The 18925-nt window shown below is 63.4% G+C and carries 18 protein-coding genes and 1 riboswitch; of the genes, 11 read left to right on the top strand and 7 right to left on the bottom strand.

Translation table 11 applies throughout. From position 1 onward, the window contains the following. Positions 1-14: 14 nt before the first annotated feature. From GQ651_RS14615 to GQ651_RS14605, 3 genes are all read left to right on the top strand, one after another. Positions 15-419, top strand: coding sequence for a metallopeptidase family protein (locus tag GQ651_RS14615; protein WP_227258199.1), 405 nt, complete (start codon positions 15-17; stop codon positions 417-419). Between the two features lie 71 nt (positions 420-490). Further along, positions 491-1429 (top strand): MBL fold metallo-hydrolase, encoded by a 939-nt coding sequence (locus GQ651_RS14610; RefSeq protein WP_160764941.1) that lies wholly within the window; start codon positions 491-493, stop codon positions 1427-1429. Positions 1430-1569: 140 nt separating this feature from the next. After that, the gene (locus tag GQ651_RS14605; protein WP_160764940.1) at positions 1570-2520 is read left to right on the top strand and encodes a 1-phosphofructokinase family hexose kinase; all 951 of its coding nucleotides are present in this window, start codon (positions 1570-1572) and stop codon (positions 2518-2520) included. 135 nt (positions 2521-2655) lie between these two features. Here GQ651_RS14605 and GQ651_RS14600 read toward each other — a convergent pair whose 3' ends face one another. Beyond that, on the bottom strand, positions 2656-4314 hold the full coding sequence (locus GQ651_RS14600; protein ID WP_160764939.1) for an NAD+ synthase: 1659 nt from the start codon (positions 4312-4314) through the stop codon (positions 2656-2658). Positions 4315-4470: 156 nt separating this feature from the next. Here GQ651_RS14600 and GQ651_RS14595 point away from each other — a divergent pair, with 156 nt between their 5' ends. Then, on the top strand, positions 4471-5895 hold the full coding sequence (locus tag GQ651_RS14595; RefSeq protein ID WP_160764938.1) for an MORN repeat-containing protein: 1425 nt from the start codon (positions 4471-4473) through the stop codon (positions 5893-5895). Positions 5896-6039: 144 nt separating this feature from the next. On the opposite strand, the gene GQ651_RS14590 is transcribed toward GQ651_RS14595, so the two are convergent. Both GQ651_RS14590 and GQ651_RS14585 read right to left on the bottom strand, forming a co-directional pair. Then, positions 6040-7569 carry a cryptochrome/photolyase family protein gene (locus GQ651_RS14590; RefSeq protein WP_160764937.1) on the bottom strand — a complete coding sequence of 510 codons (1530 nt, stop codon included), beginning with the start codon at positions 7567-7569 and terminating at the stop codon, positions 6040-6042. Further along, positions 7563-8234: an SDR family NAD(P)-dependent oxidoreductase gene (locus tag GQ651_RS14585; RefSeq protein ID WP_160764936.1), complete on the bottom strand. Its 672-nt coding sequence runs from the start codon at positions 8232-8234 to the stop codon at positions 7563-7565. Before GQ651_RS14585 ends, GQ651_RS14590 begins: the two co-directional genes overlap by 7 nt. Before the next feature lie 174 nt (positions 8235-8408). Here GQ651_RS14585 and GQ651_RS18800 point away from each other — a divergent pair, with 174 nt between their 5' ends. From GQ651_RS18800 to GQ651_RS14565, 4 genes are all read left to right on the top strand, one after another. Beyond that, a complete protein-coding gene (locus GQ651_RS18800) occupies positions 8409-9836 on the top strand; it encodes a Tad domain-containing protein (RefSeq protein ID WP_227258198.1) in 1428 nt (475 codons plus the stop codon). A 282-nt stretch (positions 9837-10118) separates the two neighbouring features. Then, a complete protein-coding gene (locus GQ651_RS14575) occupies positions 10119-11690 on the top strand; it encodes a 2-isopropylmalate synthase (protein ID WP_160764935.1) in 1572 nt (523 codons plus the stop codon). A gap of 390 nt (positions 11691-12080) precedes the next feature. Next, entirely contained in the window at positions 12081-12818 is a 738-nt protein-coding gene (locus GQ651_RS14570; protein ID WP_160764934.1) for an OmpA family protein, read from the top strand. A 176-nt stretch (positions 12819-12994) separates the two neighbouring features. After that, the gene (locus GQ651_RS14565; RefSeq protein ID WP_160764933.1) at positions 12995-13720 is read left to right on the top strand and encodes a peptidase; all 726 of its coding nucleotides are present in this window, start codon (positions 12995-12997) and stop codon (positions 13718-13720) included. Here GQ651_RS14565 and GQ651_RS14560 read toward each other — a convergent pair. Both GQ651_RS14560 and GQ651_RS14555 read right to left on the bottom strand, forming a co-directional pair. Then, positions 13717-14649 (bottom strand): alpha/beta fold hydrolase, encoded by a 933-nt coding sequence (locus GQ651_RS14560; protein ID WP_160764932.1) that lies wholly within the window; start codon positions 14647-14649, stop codon positions 13717-13719. The genes GQ651_RS14565 and GQ651_RS14560 overlap by 4 nt on opposite strands. 4 nt (positions 14650-14653) lie before the next feature. Then, a complete protein-coding gene (locus GQ651_RS14555) occupies positions 14654-14944 on the bottom strand; it encodes an SCP2 sterol-binding domain-containing protein (RefSeq protein WP_160764931.1) in 291 nt (96 codons plus the stop codon). A 131-nt stretch (positions 14945-15075) separates the two neighbouring features. Here GQ651_RS14555 and GQ651_RS14550 point away from each other — a divergent pair, with 131 nt between their 5' ends. After that, positions 15076-15576, top strand: a complete 501-nt coding sequence (locus GQ651_RS14550) for a tetratricopeptide repeat protein (RefSeq protein ID WP_227258197.1) — start codon at positions 15076-15078, stop codon at positions 15574-15576. Here GQ651_RS14550 and argE read toward each other — a convergent pair. Beyond that, the gene (gene argE, locus GQ651_RS14545; RefSeq protein ID WP_160764929.1) at positions 15573-16733 is read right to left on the bottom strand and encodes an acetylornithine deacetylase; all 1161 of its coding nucleotides are present in this window, start codon (positions 16731-16733) and stop codon (positions 15573-15575) included. The two genes, GQ651_RS14550 and argE, sit on opposite strands and share 4 nt — an antisense overlap. A gap of 69 nt (positions 16734-16802) precedes the next feature. Further along, the gene (bhcR, locus tag GQ651_RS14540; RefSeq protein WP_160764928.1) at positions 16803-17651 is read right to left on the bottom strand and encodes an HTH-type transcriptional regulator BhcR; all 849 of its coding nucleotides are present in this window, start codon (positions 17649-17651) and stop codon (positions 16803-16805) included. 126 nt (positions 17652-17777) lie between these two features. Continuing rightward, a riboswitch (cobalamin riboswitch) is annotated at positions 17778-17982 on the top strand. Between the two features lie 33 nt (positions 17983-18015). Here bhcR and GQ651_RS14535 point away from each other — a divergent pair. Together GQ651_RS14535 and GQ651_RS14530 are read left to right on the top strand one after the other, a co-directional pair. Next, positions 18016-18180 carry a CbtB domain-containing protein gene (locus GQ651_RS14535; protein ID WP_160764927.1) on the top strand — a complete coding sequence of 55 codons (165 nt, stop codon included), beginning with the start codon at positions 18016-18018 and terminating at the stop codon, positions 18178-18180. A gap of 3 nt (positions 18181-18183) precedes the next feature. Next, entirely contained in the window at positions 18184-18918 is a 735-nt protein-coding gene (locus GQ651_RS14530; protein ID WP_160764926.1) for a CbtA family protein, read from the top strand. Positions 18919-18925 lie beyond the last annotated feature (7 nt).

Genomic DNA, 18925 nt, shown 5'->3' with positions numbered 1-18925 from the left:
TCCATATGAAGGGCATGGAGATACGCCATTCCCTTGCCCCCGATGCGGCCGAAATCGAGGCCATCGCGCTCCGCACCCGCGACGCGCTGCCGGACACGTTCCGCGAGCGCGCGGCCGACGTTGCCCTTCGCGTGGTCGAACTGGCCGACGACGCCATGCTCGCCTCGGTCGATATGGACGACCCCTTTGCGCTGACAGGCCTCTATGACGGCATTCCTCTGACCGAGAAATCCTTTGCCGATCAGCCCTCGCAGCCGGATGCCATCTGGCTGTTCCGGCGCGCCATTCTCGACGAATGGGTGGACCGCGGCGATATCCCGCTGGCCGAACTGGTGGCCCATGTCTACATCCACGAGCTGGCCCATCACTTCGGTTGGTCGGACGACGATATCGCGTCAATCGACCAATGGTGGCTCTGATCGCAAAAGAGTGATTGGACGAACGGTGCGTTCCCCATAGCTGCCTCCGTAAATCAAATCGGAGGTTTCCAATGAGTGCACCCAAAATGACCCGTCGCAGCGCGCTGATCACCGGCGCCGCACTGCCGCTCGCCGCAGGTATCGGCACCAGCACCACCGCCACCGCCGGTGGCCACAGTGTCGGTCCGGCGAATGCCGTTCAGAACACGTTCAGCCTTGGTGAGTTTCAGGTTTCGACCCTGCTCGCCGGGACCCGCACGGTCACCGATGATCCTCAGGGCACGTTCGGCATGAATGTGGACAAGGAGACGTTCGAGCAGGTCAGCCGCGAGAACTTCATTCCCGCCGATCAGACGCAGTTCTTCTTTACCCCGACCGTGGTACGTGCGGGTGAAGACGTGGTCCTCTTCGACACGGGCCTCAGCGCCGCCGGTACCACCGCCGCGCTCGAGCAGGCGGGCCTTTCGGCCGAAGACATCACCGTCGTCGTCATCACCCACATGCATGGCGACCACGTCGGCGGCATGACAACCGAAGCCGGCGACCTGACCTATCCCAACGCGCGCTTCGTCGCGGGTGACGTCGAATACAACCACTGGTCAGGCCAGAACAACGAGACCGTCGGCGCCAAGATCACGCCCTTCGCCGACCGTTTCGAATTCGTGGGCGACGGTGCCTCGGTCGTCTCGGGCATCACCGGCATGGCGGCCTTCGGCCATACGCCGGGCCACATGGTCTACCGCCTCGAATCGGGTGGCGAACAGCTGATGATCATGGCCGACACGGCCAACCATTACGTCTGGTCTCTGGCCTATCCGGATTGGGAAGTCCGCTTCGACACCGACAAAGCCGCCGCCGCAGCCACCCGCCGCAGCCTGCTCGACATGCTGGCGACCGATCGTATCCCGATGATCGGCTACCATATGCCCTTCCCCGGCACCGGCTATGTCGATACTCGGCCCGACGGTCGATTCCACTACGTGCCGACGTCGTATCAGTTCATGCTGTGACAAAGCAGGCGGCGCCGGGTCCGCCCGGCGCCGCCTTGACGGGTTTCATGAACCGTACGCCAGAAAATCTGGATTTCCCCTTGAACTGGTGGCGCTAACAAACGATGGTCCGGCCCCGATAGGAACACGGATCAGATGTCATGAAATCCCACATCCTGACGATTACCCTGAACCCCACGGTCGATTTCTGCACGACTGCGCCGGATATCGAGCCCGGCCCGAAACTCCGCTGCACCGACCCGCAGATCGATCCGGGCGGCGGCGGCATCAACGTGGCCCGCGCGGTCAAGCTTCTGGGTGGCCAGGCCACGGCTCTGGTCGCCATCGGCGGCGCGACCGGCGCGCATCTCCTGCAGCTTCTGGCGCTTGAAGGCGTTCCCACCGTGGCCTTCCAGGGCCCCGGGGAAACCCGACAGTCGATGAGCGTCATCAACCAATCGAATGGCGAGCAGTTCCGCTTCGTCATGCCCGGTCCCGTCTGGACCGAGGCCGACGTACCCCGTGCACTCAACTCGGTCGATCAGGCCACGGGCGAGGATACGCTCGTCGTCCTGTCGGGTAGCCAGCCGCCGGGCGTCGCCAAGGACTTTCCCTCGATTCTCGCGGATCACGTGGGCGACCGGCAGGCACGCCTGATCGTCGACACCTCCGGCCCCGCGCTCTTCCATCTTGCCGAAGAGCCGCGCGCCGCACTCCATGTCCTGCGGATGGACGGCCCCGAGGGCGAGGAATTGGCCGGCCGGCCCCTTCCCACCCGCGAAGATACCGCCGACTTTGCCTCCTCGCTTGTCGAGAAGGGCGTCGCGAAGATCATCATTGTCGCGCGCGGACCAGATGGCTCGGTCCTCGCCAGCCCCGAAGGCCGCTGGCACGCGGTCAATCCGCCGGTCGAGGTCGTCTCGACCGTGGGCGCCGGCGACAGTTTTGTCGGCGCATTCACACTGGCCCTTGCAGGTGCCGAGCCGGTCGAAGAATGCCTCCGCTGGGGCGTCGCCGCCGCCAGTGCGGCCGTCATGTCTGACGCGACCCGCCTCTGCGACCCGGACACGACCCGCAGCCTCCTTCAACAGGTCTCGCTCACCCGGCTCTGAGCGTTCTCTCCTTCGCCTGTTCGCAAATATCCCCCGCGCGGAGCGCAGCGCGACGTCCCGGTCGATTGCGAAGAAATCGGCAGGGACGGCGCAAAACATCACGTGCGGGCGACAGCCCGCGCCGTTCGGAAAACTCTAGCTCGGGTCGCGCCAGCGGTTCACGATGGGATAGCGCCGGTCGAGCCAGAAGGACCGCTTGGTCAGACGCGCCCCCGGCGCCGACTGGAAGCGCTTGTATTCCGAGATGTAAAGCAAGTGCTCCACTTTCTTGACCGTCTCCCGCTCAAAGCCTTCGGCGACCAGATCGGCCACCGACGCCTCGCGGTCCACCAGCCCTTCGAGGATCGCGTCCAGCACCTCGTAAGGTGGCAGGCTGTCCTCGTCCTTCTGATCCTCGCGCAACTCGGCCGAAGGCGGCTTGTCGATCACGCGCGGCGGAATCACCTCGCCCGCCGGTCCCATCATCCAGTCGCGATGGTTCGCGTTCCGCCAGCGGCAGGTCTCGAACACGCGCGTCTTGTAAAGGTCCTTTATCGGGTTATAGCCGCCCGCCATGTCGCCATAGATCGTAGCATAGCCGACCGCGCCCTCGGACTTGTTGCCGGTCGTCAGCAGCATGTCACCGAACTTGTTCGAGATCGCCATAAGGATATTGCCCCTGAGACGGCTCTGGATGTTCTCTTCCGTGATGTCAGGCTTTGTCCCCTCGAAGAGCCCTGCCAGCGCCTCTTCCATCGCCACGACCGGCTTTTCGATGGACACGGTATCGAGCCGCGTCCCCAGACGCCGCGCCACTTCGGCCGCATCATCCAGAGACGCCTGACTCGTGTATTTCGACGGCAGCATCACGCAGCGCACGTTCTCGGGGCCCAAAGCGTCAGCGGCGATCGTTGCGACGATCGCGCTGTCGATGCCACCCGACAGGCCAAGACAAACCTGTCTGAATCCCGTCTTCCGGCAGTAATCCCGCAACGCCTCGACCATCACGCGATAGTCCTGCTCCCACGCGTCGGGAAAAGCCGCCTCTTCGCCCGGCAGGGCGCGCCAGCCCTCGTCGGTCTCTTCGAAATCGACATGGGAAATGGCCTCGTCGAACACCGGCAGCCGCACCGCCAGTTCGCCATGCGGGTTCAGAACGAAACTCGCCCCGTCGAAGACCTGATCGTCCTGCCCGCCCACCATGTTGAGATAGACCAGCGGAAGGCCGGTCTCGACCACGCGGGCCACCATGTGGTTCAGCCGGGTCTCGAACTTGTTCCGGTAATAGGGCGAGCCGTTCGGGACGAGGAGAATTTCCGCCCCGCTCTCTTCCAGAGCCTCGGCCACATCTTCGTGCCAGGCATCCTCGCAGATCGGCGTCCCAAGCCGGGCGACCCCGAGGGCATAAGGACCGCTGATCGGACCGGAGTCGTACAACCGGACCTCGTCGAACACCGTCTCATTGGGCAGGTGATGCTTGAGCACCTGACTGACCAGACGCCCTTCGCGGAAGACGTGATAGGCGTTGTAAAGCTTGCCACCCTGCAGAAGCGGCCCGCCGATGGCGAGCGCCGGCCCGTCCGCCGCGGCCTCCCGCAGCCGGTCCAGATGTGCCATCGCGTCGCGGGTAAAGGCCTCTTTCATCACGAGGTCCTGGGTCTGGTAGCCCGTGATGAACATCTCGGGCAGCGCCACCAGATCGGCCCCGGCCTCGCGGCCCGCCTCCCAGGCCTCAAGCGTCTTCCGGGCATTGCCCGCAAGGTCGCCCACGGTCGGGTTCAGTTGCGCCAGCGTGATGCGAAACCGGTTCGGCATTGGCCCTCTCCTTCGACGTCGCGTCTTAGCAGGTATTCGCCCGAGGAAAAGGGCGGCGGGACGTCGCCGGGGAAAAGCGTTGCGGCTCAGGGACCGGTTGATTAGATTTTGGCCGACAGGCGCGAAGTCCTGAGATGAGGCCAAAGGGAACCAGACGTGGCAGATCGGACCAAGCTATTCACGACCGCCGGCGCCTTTGCGCTCGCCCTCGCCCTCGGCACGCCCGCCTTTGCACAGGATGGCGAGGTCGTCACCAAGGAATACGACGACGGCGGCGTGTACGAAGGAACCTTCCGGGACGGCAAGCAGCACGGCACCGGCACCTACCGGCTGCCGAACGGCTATGTCTACGAAGGCGAATGGGTCGATGGCGAAATCCGCGGACAAGGCCGCGCCGAGTTTCCGAATGGTTCGGTCTACGAAGGCGAATTCGCCGCCGGGAAGCCCGAAGGACAGGGCAGCATCACCTTCGCCGATGGCGGCACCTACACGGGCGAATGGAAAGACGGCAAGATCAACGGTCAGGGCGTCGCCAATTATGCCAACGGCGTGCGCTATGAAGGCGGCTTTGCCGAGGCGCTCCATGACGGTCAGGGCCGGATGGAAAGCCCGAACGGCTATGTCTACGAAGGCGACTGGGTCCGCGGCATCAAGGAAGGCGAGGGCCGGATCGAGTACCCGGACGGCACCATCTACCAGGGCCAGCTCGTGCGCGGCGTCCGCGAGGGGACCGGCACGCTGACCATGCCCGACGGTCTGACCTATGAGGGCACCTGGGCCAATGGCCAGATCAACGGGACCGGCATCCTGACGCAGGCCAACGGCGACGTCTACGAAGGCCAGCTCGTCGACGGCAAGCGTCAGGGCGAAGGCACGGTCACTTATGCCAATGGCGACGTCTACGAAGGCACCTTCGTGGATGACCGGCGGCAGGGTCAGGGCACCTTCACCGGCACCGACGGCTACGTCTATGTGGGTCAGTGGGTCTCGGGCCGGATCGAGGGCGAGGGTCAGGTCACCTATCCCGACGGTTCGGTCTATACCGGCACCTTCGCCAACGATCTCGCCGACGGCACCGGCACGATCATCTATCCCGACGGCAACACCTATGAAGGCGAGTGGAAGGAAGGGGTAATCGACGGCACGGGCGTTGCGACCTATGCCAACGGCCTCGTCTACGAGGGCGAGTTCCGGGACGCCAAGATGCACGGCCAGGGCAAGATGACCTTTGCAGACGGGTACACCTATGAGGGTCAGTGGGTCGACGGTCAGCGCGAGGGCGAAGGCGTGGCCACCTATTCAGACGGCACGGTCTACGAGGGCAGCTTTGTCGCCGGTCAGCGCGACGGCCAAGGCACGATCACCATGCCCGACGGCTTCACCTATACCGGCGCGTGGTCGGATGGTGAGATCGACGGGATGGGCGTGGCCACCTATGCCAACGGCGATGTCTACGAGGGCATGTTCGAACGCGGCAAGCGGCAAGGCGAAGGCACGATCCGTTATGCGAGCGGAGAAGAGGCCTCGGGCGAATGGGTGGACGGTCAGCTTTCGGACGAGCCCGCGACCAGCGCGAACTGATCCCGGAGACCGATCAAGGTTTCGCCGCGCCTTCGGCGCGTCGATCCGTCGGAGGGGCGCTGCCCCTCCGAACCTCCCCGGAGTATTTACGAAAAGAAGAATTGCGGATGAGAGCGCGCGGGTACGGGATCGGGCGGGCGGCCGTCAGACACGCTCGCCTTTCGACATCCTTTCGAGAAACGCCCCGGCCTCCTTCAGGATCGTCTCGCGCTTGTCGTCCTTCATCCGGTCCCATGTCGCATACATCTGCGCCATGCGCGGGTTGCCTTTGAACCGGTCCCGCTGCCGGTCGAGGAAGGCCCAGTAGAGCAGATTGAAGGGGCAGGCCCCCTCGCCCGTCTTGGTCTTGGCCGAATAGGCGCAGTCGCCACAATAGTCCGACATCTTGTCGATGTAGTTGGCCGACGAGACATAGGGTTTCGACGCGACGATGCCGCCATCGGCGAACTGGCTCATGCCGATGACATTGCCCGCCATGACCCAGCCGAAGGCGTCGATATAGGCCGACAGGTACCAGTCATAGACCTCGGCCGGGTCGATGCCCGCGAGCAGGAAGAAATTGCCCGTGACCATGAGCCGCTGGATGTGGTGCGCATAGGCGGTCTCGATCGTCTGCTCGACCGTGTCACGGATGCAGGCCATGTCGGTCTCGGCGGTCCAGAAGAACTCGGGCAGTTTCCGCTGATGGTTCAGCCCGTTCTTCCGCTCATAGCCCGGCCCCTGATGGTACCAGAGGTGGCGCATGTAGTCGCGCCAGCCGATGATCTGACGGATGAACCCCTCGGCGGCATTCAGGGGCACGTCGCCGGAGCGGTACGCGTCTTCGGCGGCCTTCGCCACCTCGATCGGGTCGAGAAGCCCCGTGTTCATGTAAAGGCTCAGAACCGAGTGATAGAGGTACCGTTCACCCCGCAGCATCGCGTCCTGATAGTCGCCGAAATCCGGCAAGGCCGTTTTGATGAAATGCGACAGCGCGCGCCGTGCCTGCCCCTGCTCGACGGCGAAATCGAAGGGGCGGAGGTGGCCGAACGTGTCGGGAAAGCGCTCTTCGACGAGGGTCAGCACCTCTTCGGTGATCTCGTCGGGAGTGAATGACATCGGCCCCGAGGCGTCGACGGCTTCGGGCGGCGCCTTCCGGTTGTCGTGATCGTAATTCCACTTGCCGCCCTCCGGGTCATCGCCGTCCATGAGAAGCCCCGTCTTGCGCCGCATCTCGCGGTAGAACCACTCCATCCGGAGTTCCTTGCGGCCCGCCGCCCAGTCCGCGAATTCCGCCTCGGTCGCGATGAACCGGTCATCTTCCAGAACTTTGGCATCGAGCGGCAGGTCTTCGAGCATCTCGATCAGCCGCCATTCGCCGGGGCGCGTGGCGATCACCTTGTCCGCGCCGTACCTCTCTGCCGCCCCCAGAAGGGCCGAGGCGATGGTCTTGTGAGCGTCGTCATCGTCAAGCCGGCTATAAGCGACAGTCCAGCCGTCATCCTCGAGCGCTTGTGCGAAGTGGCGCATGGCAGAAAAGATGAAAGCGATCTTCTTGGCATGGTGGCGGACATAGGTCGCTTCTTCCATGACCTCGGCCATGACGACCACATCGCTGTCCTTGTCGGCCGAGCACAAGGCCGAAAGGCCGGTGCTCAACTGGTCGCCCAGGACCAGAACAAGCCGGGTCACCACGGCACCGCCTTGCCGGCGTAGTCGAAAAAGCGGCCGCTGTCCTCGGGCCCCTTCCCAAGAGCCACGTCGACGAGGTTCCGCGCCGCCTCTTCCGGTTGGACGGTCTTGTGGCGGCCGGCGTACTTCTCGGTGAAGGGCGTCGCCACTGTGCCGGGATGTAGCAACAAGAGCGTAGCCTGCTTGTGCGTGCGCGCCAGTTCGACCGCGGCCCCGTGGAAGAGCTGATTGAGCGCGGCTTTCGAGGCGCGGTAGCTGTGCCAACCGCCGATCCGATTGTCGCCGATCGAGCCCACACGCGCCGAAAGCGCCGCGATCGTCGCGGGCGCTTTGCGCGGGATGAGCGGCAGCACGTGCTTGAGAACCAGCATCGGGCCGAGCGCATTCACCGCAAACTGACCGGCCAGCGCTTCGGGCGTAACTTCCTTCACTGCCTTCTCCGGCTCGTGGCCCGCCGAAGTCAGCGCGCCCGTGGCGATAAAGACCAGACCGAAGGGTCCATCGAGCCGCCCCAGATGCTCTGAGACCGACGCCTCGTCGGTCACGTCGAGCCCGTCGCCGGACCGTGACAGACCGGTGACCTGCCAGCCGCGCGAGGTGAGTTCCGTCGAGACGGCGCTTCCGATACCGCCCGAGGCGCCGATAACGAGTGCTTGTTTTTCAACCATGTGGGTCGAGCTAATTCCACCAAGCAGCAGGTCAATCCCGGCGCCCCGACGACATCCGCGGCGCTAAACGCATTATTTCCGTTTTCCTGGCAAAGTCCGAAGGAGCGGCACGCTTTTGCCGCAATGCTGCCACGTTTCCGGTATGTCAGAAGCGGGTGGGCGCACATTAAATATATGATAAAATATATGCTTGCGCGGCGGATCAGCACCTGGAAGGATGATGAATGTGGCGGGATCACGGTCCTCGCCCTGTTTCTCGCCGTCACAATGATGATCGTCGCAGGACTTGGCCTCGACGTGATGAACGCGATGCGCGCCAAGACGCAGCTTCAGGTCGCCGCCGACGCCGCTGCACATGCAGCGCTCAGCACACGTGAGTTCAAGACCGAGGCCGAAGCAAAAGACATCGCTGTCGCTATCGCACAGGCCAGCATGCCGCCCGGCAATTACGGCAACGCCATCACAGCAGCCGACATTCAATTCGGCTACTGGGACGCGGCGAACGAAGTCTTTCAGATTGCCCCGGGTGCGGATGACGCGGTTCTGGTAACCACCCAACAGGCCAGCTCGCGGTCGAATGCGCTCACAACCTTCTTCCTGCGGTTCATCGGGATGGAGGGCTTCGATGTCCGCACGCAATCGGTGTACGAGACCTACTATCCCACCTGCCTGCGCGAGGGGTTCGTCGCGGATGCGCGGGTCGATGTTCAGTCGAACAACACGTATCTGAACGGCTTCTGCATTCACTCGAACGCGCATGTCGAGGTGAACAACAACAACGTCTTCCAGACCGGCACGATCGTATCGATGCCCGACGAGAGGACACTCGTCATGCCGACAGGCGGTTTCAACAGCAACCCTGGGCTGGAACGCGCCCTCAGAAGCGGCGCCTACCGGATCAAGATCCTGCAAAGGATCGACGATATCGCGGCTTTTTTCCGCGACCGGTCATCTTCCTACTGGCGCGACGACTATCTGGACTGGCCCGTCAAGAACAACGCCCTCTCGGCATCGACGAACCTGGACGCCTCGGTCTGGATGCCGGGCGAGATCCACGAATTCATGTGCAACGGGGCCGGTGGCGGCGGAGGCGGCGGCGGGAACGGCAACGGCGGCGGCGGGAATGGCAACGGGAACGGTAAAGGCGGCGGTGGCGGTGGCGGTGGCGGAAATTACAGCACCCTTCGGATTCCCGCCAATACCGTGCTGACCAACGGGGTGATCTATACGGATTGCCTCATCAGCATCGGTGCCAATGTCGAGCTGCGCGATGTCCTGATCGTTTCGCTGAATGATAGCGTCACCGCCGTTTCAGGCGCGTCGGGCGTTGTGCTGGGCCTCGATGACGGGTGTTCACCGGGCGGCGGCGTCCAGATCATCACCAAGGGCGGCGTGCACTTCCCGGCGCAGCTCAACATCTTCGGCGGCCAGATCATTGCGCAGAAGAAGATCGACTTCGAAGCCAATGCCAACGGGATCGAAGGTGTGTCGATGGTGTCCGGCGACGAAATCGACTCGACCTCGAACATGAATATGGGCTTCTGCGGCGGCGCGGGTTTGGAGAATAATTTCGAGGCGGAATACTTCCGGATGGCGCGCTGAGGCGCTCTTGAAGCAAGCCGGCGAAATGCAGGCCCGACCAACCTCCGGGACAAGCCAGTCAGGCAGAGATCGCTTGCGCGCGCTCTGGGGCTTTACAACCCGCGCGGCTTCCGCCTATCGTCCGGCCCCATGAACAAGGTCTCACATAACGTGTCCGTCCGCGCCCCGCGCGACCTCGGCCTTCTTCTTCTCCTTAGCCGCCTCTGAGCGTGCCTTTCGGCGCGACCGCTCAGAGGGGTTCACGCGCCGACAGAGACAAACCAGACGCTAAGGACAAATCAAATGACGAACGACAAGAACCGCGTGGTGATTTTCGACACCACTCTGCGTGACGGCGAGCAATCTCCCGGCGCAACCATGAGCCATGCCGAGAAACTGGAGATCGCCGAACTGCTCGACGACATGGGCGTCGACATCATCGAGGCCGGTTTTCCGATCGCCTCGGAAGGCGACTTCGACGCGGTGAGCGAGATCGCCAAACGCTCGAAACAGGCGGTTATCTGCGGCCTCGCCCGCGCGAACTACAAGGATATCGACCGCTGCTGGGAAGCCGTGCGCCACGCCGGGCGGCCGCGCATCCATACCTTCATCGGCACGTCGCCGCTCCACCGCGCCATTCCGAACCTGACCCAGGACGAGATGGCCGAGCGCATCCACGACACCGTGACCCACGCGCGGAACCTCTGCGACAACGTGCAGTGGTCGCCCATGGACGCCACCCGGACCGAATGGGATTACCTCGCCCGCGTCGTCGAAATCGCGATCAAGGCCGGGGCGACCACGATCAACATCCCCGATACCGTGGGCTATACGGCCCCGAACGAGAGCGCCGAACTGATCCGCCGCCTCATCGCGGAGGTGCCGGGCGCCGATGAGGTGGTCTTCGCCACCCATTGCCATAACGACCTGGGCATGGCGACCGCCAACGCGCTGGCCGCCGTCGAAGGCGGCGCGCGGCAGATCGAATGCACGATCAACGGTCTGGGCGAGCGCGCCGGCAACACCGCGCTGGAAGAGGTGGTGATGGCGATGAAGGTGCGCCATGACATCATGCCGTTCCACACCGGCGTCGACTCCACAAAGCTGATGCATATCTCGCGTCGGGTCGCGACGGTCTCGGGTTTTCCGGTCCAATACAACAAGGCCATCGTCGGCAAGAACGCCTTCGCCCATGAGAGCGGCATCCATCAGGACGGGATGCTGAAGAATGCGGAGACCTTCGAGATCATGCGCCCCGAGGATGTGGGCCTCTCGGCCACAAACATCGTCATGGGCAAGCATTCTGGGCGCGCGGCGCTCCGTTCGAAGTTGAAGGAACTGGGCTATGACCTGGCCGACAATCAGCTCAACGATGTCTTCGTACGCTTCAAGGCGCTGGCCGACCGCAAGAAGGAGGTCTTCGAGGATGACCTGCTGGCACTGGTCCGCGATCAGGAATCGGGCGAGGAATACGACCGGATCAAGGTCAAGTTCCTGCGCGTGATCTGCGGCACCGAGGCGCCGCAGTCGGCCGACCTGATTCTGGAAATCGACGGCAAGGAAGTGCGGACCACAGCCCAGGGCGACGGCCCTGTCGACGCGACTTTCAACGCGGTCAAGACACTCTTTCCGCACGAGGCGCGGCTGCAGCTCTATCAGGTTCACGCGGTCACCGAAGGCACCGACGCTCAGGCCACGGTCAGCGTGCGGATGGAGGAAGAGGGCCGGATCGCCACCGGTCAGTCCGCCGACACCGACACCGTCGTCGCCAGCGCAAAAGCCTATGTGAATGCACTGAACCGGCTTCTGGTCCGGCGCGAAAAGTCCGATCCGGACGCGGATGTGAAGCAGGTCAGCTACAAGGACGCGGGCTGAGGCAAGACCGGCGCCGGAGGGCAATCGCATCGGGAATTGCGCTGGGCTTCGCCGATCGCGGTGGGGCGGCCTTCGGCCGCCTTTTCCGCCTGCGGCGGGAGTATTTGCAAACAGAAGAAACCGAAGACCGACTCGGATGACCGTCGGGGCAGAAGCTTGCGCCATATTCCTGCCCGATTTAGCGAGCGGTTTTTCGCGCCATACGGGCAAAAGCGGTTAACGGTTTCCAGATGCTCGGCAATGCGGCATCGCGACGCCGGATCGTTTGCAATCTGCTGTTAATAAAATGAAAACACGTCAAATTTCGGCCACATTTCTGCCCTAACAATGACATCAACGCCGCACGTGTCCCGCAGCGTTGTGTTTGTAACGAGTAGAGTGGTGATCCCGATGAGACGTCGGACTTCCCGCATCATTTCCGTCACGCTTGGCGCAGTCGCCCTCTCCGGCTGCGCCAGCATGCCGGAGACCACGCGTTCCGCCGTGAGCCTGCAAATCCCGCAACCCTCCTCGATCACGGCGCTTCAGCGCCGGTTCCAGAGGGAAGCGGAATCAGTTGTTTATTTTGCTTTCGACAAGGACGTGCTTGACGACGAAGCCAAGGACGACCTGGAGGACCAGGCCACCTGGATCCTTGCCCATCCGAACGTGAAGTTCCGCGTCTATGGTCACACCGACCGCGTGGGCAACATCGAATACAATGCCGATCTGGGCCTGCGCCGTGCCAATCGCGTCGTCGACTACCTCGTGTCCCTCGGGGTTGAGCCGGAGCGTCTGGAAGCGGTCGTCTCGTTCGGCGAGGACGCGCCCGTGGTCGATACCGAGAACCGCGAGCGCCTGAACCGCCGCGCCATCACCGAGGTGCATGAATTCATTCGCGTCCCGCCTGTGGGCGTGATCGAGCAGGGCGGCTCTACCGTTGCGGTCTTCACCGACCGGACGCCCGAGCCGACGGCGGTCAGCGACCCTGGCCCGTCGTCTGAACCCGACACGTCGAGCGAACCGGACACGTCGTCCGAACCCGACACCGGAAGCTCGAAAAACCCAAACTCGGGCCGCGGAAACGGCGACGAGACCGGAGACCCCGGAAAATCCGGCGGAAAGAATAACGGCGGCGACGAAATTTAAGGTCGCCCGCCCGGAATACTCAGGCGTTGCATGGTGGGGGTTACCGGCGGCGCTGTCTGGGTGGGGCTGGGGCATGGTTCTGTGGGGGAGCCATGCCCCATTTTATTTTTGCGTGTCTTGTATCGCCCCCCCGCAGGCCGTAGTTTGCCGCGCGAGCAGCAACGAGCCTTATCTCCATGACCTATTGCGTCGGCCTTCTCCTGAATGAGGGAATTGTCTGTCTGAGCGACACGCGGACCAATGCGGGGCTCGACAACATCTCGATCTACAAGAAGATGTTCATTTTCGAGAAACCGGGCGAGCGCGTCATCTCCATCATGACCGCCGGCAGCCTGTCTGTGACACAGACTACGATCGCCCGGCTTGACGAGGCCATGACCGACTCGGAGGCAACCGGCGAGACCTCAATCATGCTGGCGCCCACCATGCTGCAGGTGGCGCAGATCATCGGCCGGACCCTGTCTGAAACCAGCCAGGAAGTGGCCAGCAGGATGGCAGGCACCAAGACGAATGCATCTGCGTCGATGATCGTGGCGGGGCAGCGCAAGGGCGGCGATATGCGGATGTTCCTGATCTATCCGCAGGGCAATTTCATCGAAGCGACGTCCGACACCCCCTATCTGCAGATCGGCGAGCACAAATACGGCAAACCCATTCTTGACCGTGTGGTCACGCCCGAGACATCGCTTCAGGACGCGACCAAGGCGGTTCTTCTGAGCATGGATTCGACAATCCGCTCGAACCTGTCCGTGGGGATGCCTCTTGATCTGGTCGTGATCGACAAGGACGCCTGCCGTGTGACGAAAGAGCGGCGGATCGAGCCCGATGACGAAGTTTTTGCCGAGATGAGCAAGTCCTGGTCCACCGCGCTTCGCGACGCGTTCCAGGGGATCGAGATCTAGCTCTCGGCGAAGAAGGCCAACGCTTCGGACAAAAAGCGGTCGCGCAGCGCCGGCACTTCGAACATCAGTTCGTGCTTTCCACCTTCAAACACCGACAGCTCTGCTTCGGGCCATCCCGCGACCAGCGCCGCAACCTCATTCCCCGACACGGTCTTGTCTTCGGTCCCGATCATGACACGGGTCGGCACGGGCGGCTTCTGTGCGGTATGAAGCTGTGCAATCTCGTCCAGCGCCTCGCCCAGCCACTGATAGGTCGGACTACCGAGGGACAGCGCCGGATCGCTGGCCGATTGCCGCCTCATGTAAGCGTACTGCTCGGCATCGGTCGTGAGCGGGTTTTCCTCGAACGCGTAGGCCAGCACATGCCCCTGAAGGGGCGTGCCGGGCAGGTTGCGATGCGTCTGTCGGAAGCGCCGGGCACAAAAGAGCATGGTCAGAACCAGTGCCTTGAAATGCGGCTTGGCATATATGCCCCACATCGGCGCCGAGAAAACCGCGCGCTCGACCTGAAGACCGTCCAGCAGCGCGCGCAGGCCGATCGCTCCGCCCATAGAATGCGCCACGAGAAAACGCGGTCCGCCCAGCCCGGCAGTGTCCACTTCGGCCAACAGCGCCGCAACATCCTTTTGATAATGCTGGAAATTCTTGATGTAACCAAGACGGGTATCCGGCAACAGCCGGTCTGACCGCCCCTGCCCGCGCCAATCAATCGAGGCCACGTTGTAGCCCGCGCCGGTCAGGTGGCCGATGACGCGCCCGTATTTTTCGAGATATTCCGTCCGACCGTTGAAGAGCAGGATCGTGCCCTTCGCGTCTTCCGCCTGCCAGAGGCCATAGCGCAGCCGCACCCCGTCTGCAGCCGTGGTCCATCCGACGGTCAGATCGGCCGGCCCTTCGGACAGGGCGTGGTCGAAAGGCGCGGCCTCCATCGTGTCAGGACAGGGTCGAGCCCAGACGCATGGCAGCGCCCATGTCACCGTCGATCTTCAGCTTGCCGGTCATGAAGGCTGCGGTGGGGTTCTGCGAGCCGTCCATGATCGCGCGGAACGTCTCGGTATCCGACGTCATGGTCACGTCGGCCTCTTCGTCGCCGGCGCGAGCGCCGTTTTCGTCCAGCATGATCGCACCTTCGTCCTCGATGACGAATTTCGCGGTGCCGTCGAAGCCGGATCCGTCCAGCTTTTCGTTCAGTGCGGCAACGGCGTGGGTGATGACGTCAGACATGAAGTGCTCCTTGATTCGTGACTTTCCGGGGACTCGCAATCGGCCCGGATTACGCTAGTGTTCGCATCGTTATGGGACGATGCCTTCGATATCTCAAATGTGCCGTTGCGTCTTTTGGCGCAAGTCTGGTTTTGCTGACCTCCGTAGCGGCGGAACCGACCGAGTTGGAAGCGCTCTTCGAGGGGCTGAAAAACGCCGATGCCCAGGTGGCCGAGCAAATCGAAGGCCGCATCTACGAGATCTGGTCGCAATCGGGGTCCGACGCGATGGACCTTCTTCTCGACCGGGGGCGCGAGGCGCTGGCCGAGGGAGACACCAAGGGCGCGATTCATCACTTCAGCGCGCTGATCGATCACGCGCCAGACTTCGCCGAAGGATACAACGGGCGCGCGACGGCCTATTTCCAGCTCGGTCGCTACGGCCTCTCGCTTGAGGATATCCGCCGCACGCTCACTCTGAACCCACAGCATTTCGGGGCCATGAGCGGCCTTGCCCTGATCCTTGAGGAGCTGGGCGAGACGGAAGGCGCGCTTCTGGCATGGCGCGAGGTCGAGCGTCTGCATCCCAACCGCGAAGGCCTGTCCGACGCGATTCGGCGGCTGGAAGTTCTGTCAGGCGGCGAAACGCTCTAGGACGAGGCGCGCTCGATCAGCCGTTCGAGCATGGCAAGGCATGCTTCCAACTCGGACACCTCGATATATTCGTCTGCCTTGTGCGCCTGCACGATGGACCCCGGCCCGCAGACGACCACCGACATGCCGAGCGACTGGAACAGGCCCGCCTCGGTCCCGAAGGACACGACGTCGGTGGTGTTCCCGCCGGTCAGCCCCATGACCAGATCGCGCGCCTCGTTGTCGTCCATCGGTTCAAGCCCCTGCACCTCGCCAATGGTATGAGTCTCGATCGCGGCCTCGGGGTGAACGGACTGCATTTCAGGAAGAAGCGTGTTCTGGGCAAAGTCTTCCATCGTCGTCTTGACCCAGGCCTGATCCGCGTCTCGGACGGGCCTTAAGTCCCATGACACTTCGGCCAGAGGCGCGATGACGTTGTGTGCCACCCCGCCCGACAGGCTGCCAACATTGATCGTGGTCCATGGCGGGCTGAAGCGGCTGCCCGGAACGGGGTTGGCCGCCAATTCGGCCTTCACCTCTAACAGGCGAGAGACATAGCGGACCGCGTATTCCACAGCGCTCACACCGGCGTCAGGATCGGACCCATGGCCCTCCAACCCGTGAAAGACCGTCGTATATTCGTGGCAGCCCTTGTGGCCTTCGATGATCCGCATCTCGGTGGGTTCGCCCACGATGGCCAGCGCCGGACGCTTGTCGCGCGCGGACAGAGCGGCAACCAGCTCGCGCCCGCCAAGGCAGCCGGTTTCCTCGTCATAGGTGAAGGCGAAATGGATGGGGCGGCGCAGGTCCGCCGCCGCAATCGCGGGCGCGACCGCAAGACAACAGGCGATGAAGCCCTTCATGTCGCAGGTGCCCCGGCCCAGAAGCCTGTCGTCCTGCCGCGTCAGCGCGAAAGGCTCCGTGGACCAAGGCTGATCCTCGACTGGAACTACGTCCGTATGCCCCGACAGAACTATGCCCCCCGCTTCGTCCGGGCCGAAACTGGCGAACAGGTTCGCCTTGTCCCCCTCCGGCGAGACCATGATCTCGACCTGAGCGTCGAGGTTCGACAATTGCTCGGCGATCCAGTGGATCAGCTCGAGATTGCTGTCCGACGACACGGTCGGAAAGGACACGAGCCGGTCCAGATGCGCGATGGTCAGGTCCAGCGTGGACATGGGGCAGCTCCCTCGTTGCAACCGCCCGACCGTCGCCAAACACCGCCCCTTTGTCGAGGGGGCAACGCTCTACCCTGCCTCGGGCGGCGTCCCGCCGATTGCGCCCGTCAACTCTGCAGCGGCCCTCAGGACGGGTCCGGAAAAGACGTCCAGCCTCTCGGGCGTGATCCGCGTCGTGGGACCAGAGACCGAGATCCCCGCCACCGCCTCGCCATGCACGTCGAAAACAGCGGCAGCGATGCAGCGCATGCCGATGTTCTTTTCCTCGTCATCGAGCGAATATCCCCGCGCCCGGATCGCCTCCAGATCGGCGCTCAGCGCGCCTGCATCGGCCAGCGTGCGGGGCGTGAAGCGTTCCAGCCGTCCCTGCATCAGCCGGTCGCGCCGGTCTTTCGGCATCTCGGCCAGAAGCGCCTTGCCGATCCCCGAAGCATGAAGCGGTGACATCGTGCCGGGCGGGAAAAAGGCGCGGATGCTCTCGTGGGTTTCGACCTGACTGACGAACAAGACCGAGGTTTGCCGCACGATCCCGAGATTCGCGGTCTCGCCCGTCTCTTCCATCAGCCGCCGCATGATGGGCCGTGCCCGCTCGATCAGGCTGGTCCGACGCAGGAACCTCGCGCCCAGCACATAGGCATGGGCACCCACATACCAGCTCTGGTCCGTCGGATCGAACTCGACAAGACCGCGCCCCTCGAGCGTGATCAGAACACGATAGACCGTCGCTGGGGACTGCCCCGTCTCCTTGGCCAGTTCAGAGAGCGAAAGCCCCTGATGGGCGCTCAGGAACTCGAAGACCTCCATTGCCCGGTCGAGGGATTTGATCGTGTTCTGCTCGGTCTTGTCATGCCAGTCGCGGGGCCGCCCGCGCGCGCGGCGCGGGGCGGGGTCTTCGACTGTGGCATCCTGCTGATCCATAGAAATCGTCCATTTGCGAAAAACGTCTTCACTATACGAAAAAATACCGTCCGCACCAATTCCTTTGCTTTTGTCGCTGCCCGCCCGCGCCTGTCGGTTTTCGGAATTGACCGGGCACGGGGGCTGTGCGATCACGAAAAGACCGGTCCCCGTGCGCCAGTACGGGGTGCAAGAGGGAATGCAGTGCGGCAACAAGGACGCCAACTCTGCAGCTGCCCCCGCAACTGTAAGCGGTGAGCCGGGCCAAAGACGCCACTGGAGCGATCCGGGAAGGCAGGCCCAATGGTAACGACCCGCAAGCCAGGAGACCTGCCGGGCTGGGAACAACTCGAAGGCCATCGGGTAGGATGGCAAGGAGGCCGGAATGGCAACGTCTGAAATTATCGAACCGGGTCGGAAACTGGGCCTTGGCGGTCTGGCCGTGATGATCCTCCTGGGTCTGGGCATCGTCTTCGCATCGGGTCACGCGAATGCGCTTCACGACGCGGCGCATGACATGCGCCACGCTCTTGGCTTTCCCTGCCACTAAGCCATGATCTTTTCCCTGCTGGGCCGCGCCATCCTGTCGGGATGCGTTGCGGGTATCGTCGCGAGCGTACTGCAATTGTGGTTCGTTCAACCTGTTCTCTTGCATGCCGAGCTTTTCGAAGCGGGTGAGCTTGTTCATTTCGGTCAGGACGGACACGCTGCCGGTGTCGGTCACGCGACCGGATCCGGGGCCGGGGGACACGGCCACGACGGCGCGGAAAGCGCTTTCGGTCGGAACGTTCTGACCGCCGCCTTCCTTGTGCTCGTCTATTCCGGCTTTGCATTCGTCCTTCTGGCGCTGATGTCGGTGGCGGAGAACCGTGGTGCCGAGATCAATCCCCGAACCGGCATGATCTGGGGCGTGGCGGGTTTCGTAGTTGCGATCCTAGCGCCCGCCTTCTCTGCGCCGCCGGCGCTTCCGGGCTATGCGACCATCGATATCGACATCCGTCAGATCTGGTGGATTTCGACAGTGATTGCCACGGCGCTCGGGCTCTGGCTGATCGCCTTCGGACAGCAGGCGTTTTCATGGGTGGCAGGCATCATGCTTCTGGCGGCCCCGCACGCCATCGGCCTTCCGCCGCACGAGGTCTTCCTCGGACCGGCTCCGCCCGAGTTGGGCGCGCTGATGTCGGCGCGCGTCATCGGGACCGGCATGGCCGCATGGGTCGTGATGGGCGCGGTGGCCGGGTATCTCTGGGCGCGGGGCGAGGCAAACGCCCGCACCCAGCCCGCCTGAGCCGGCT

This window comes from Kangsaoukella pontilimi, assembly GCF_009830125.1.
Classification (GTDB): Bacteria; Pseudomonadota; Alphaproteobacteria; order Rhodobacterales; family Rhodobacteraceae; genus Kangsaoukella; species Kangsaoukella pontilimi.
This window is presented reverse-complemented; position numbering and strand designations above follow the sequence as displayed.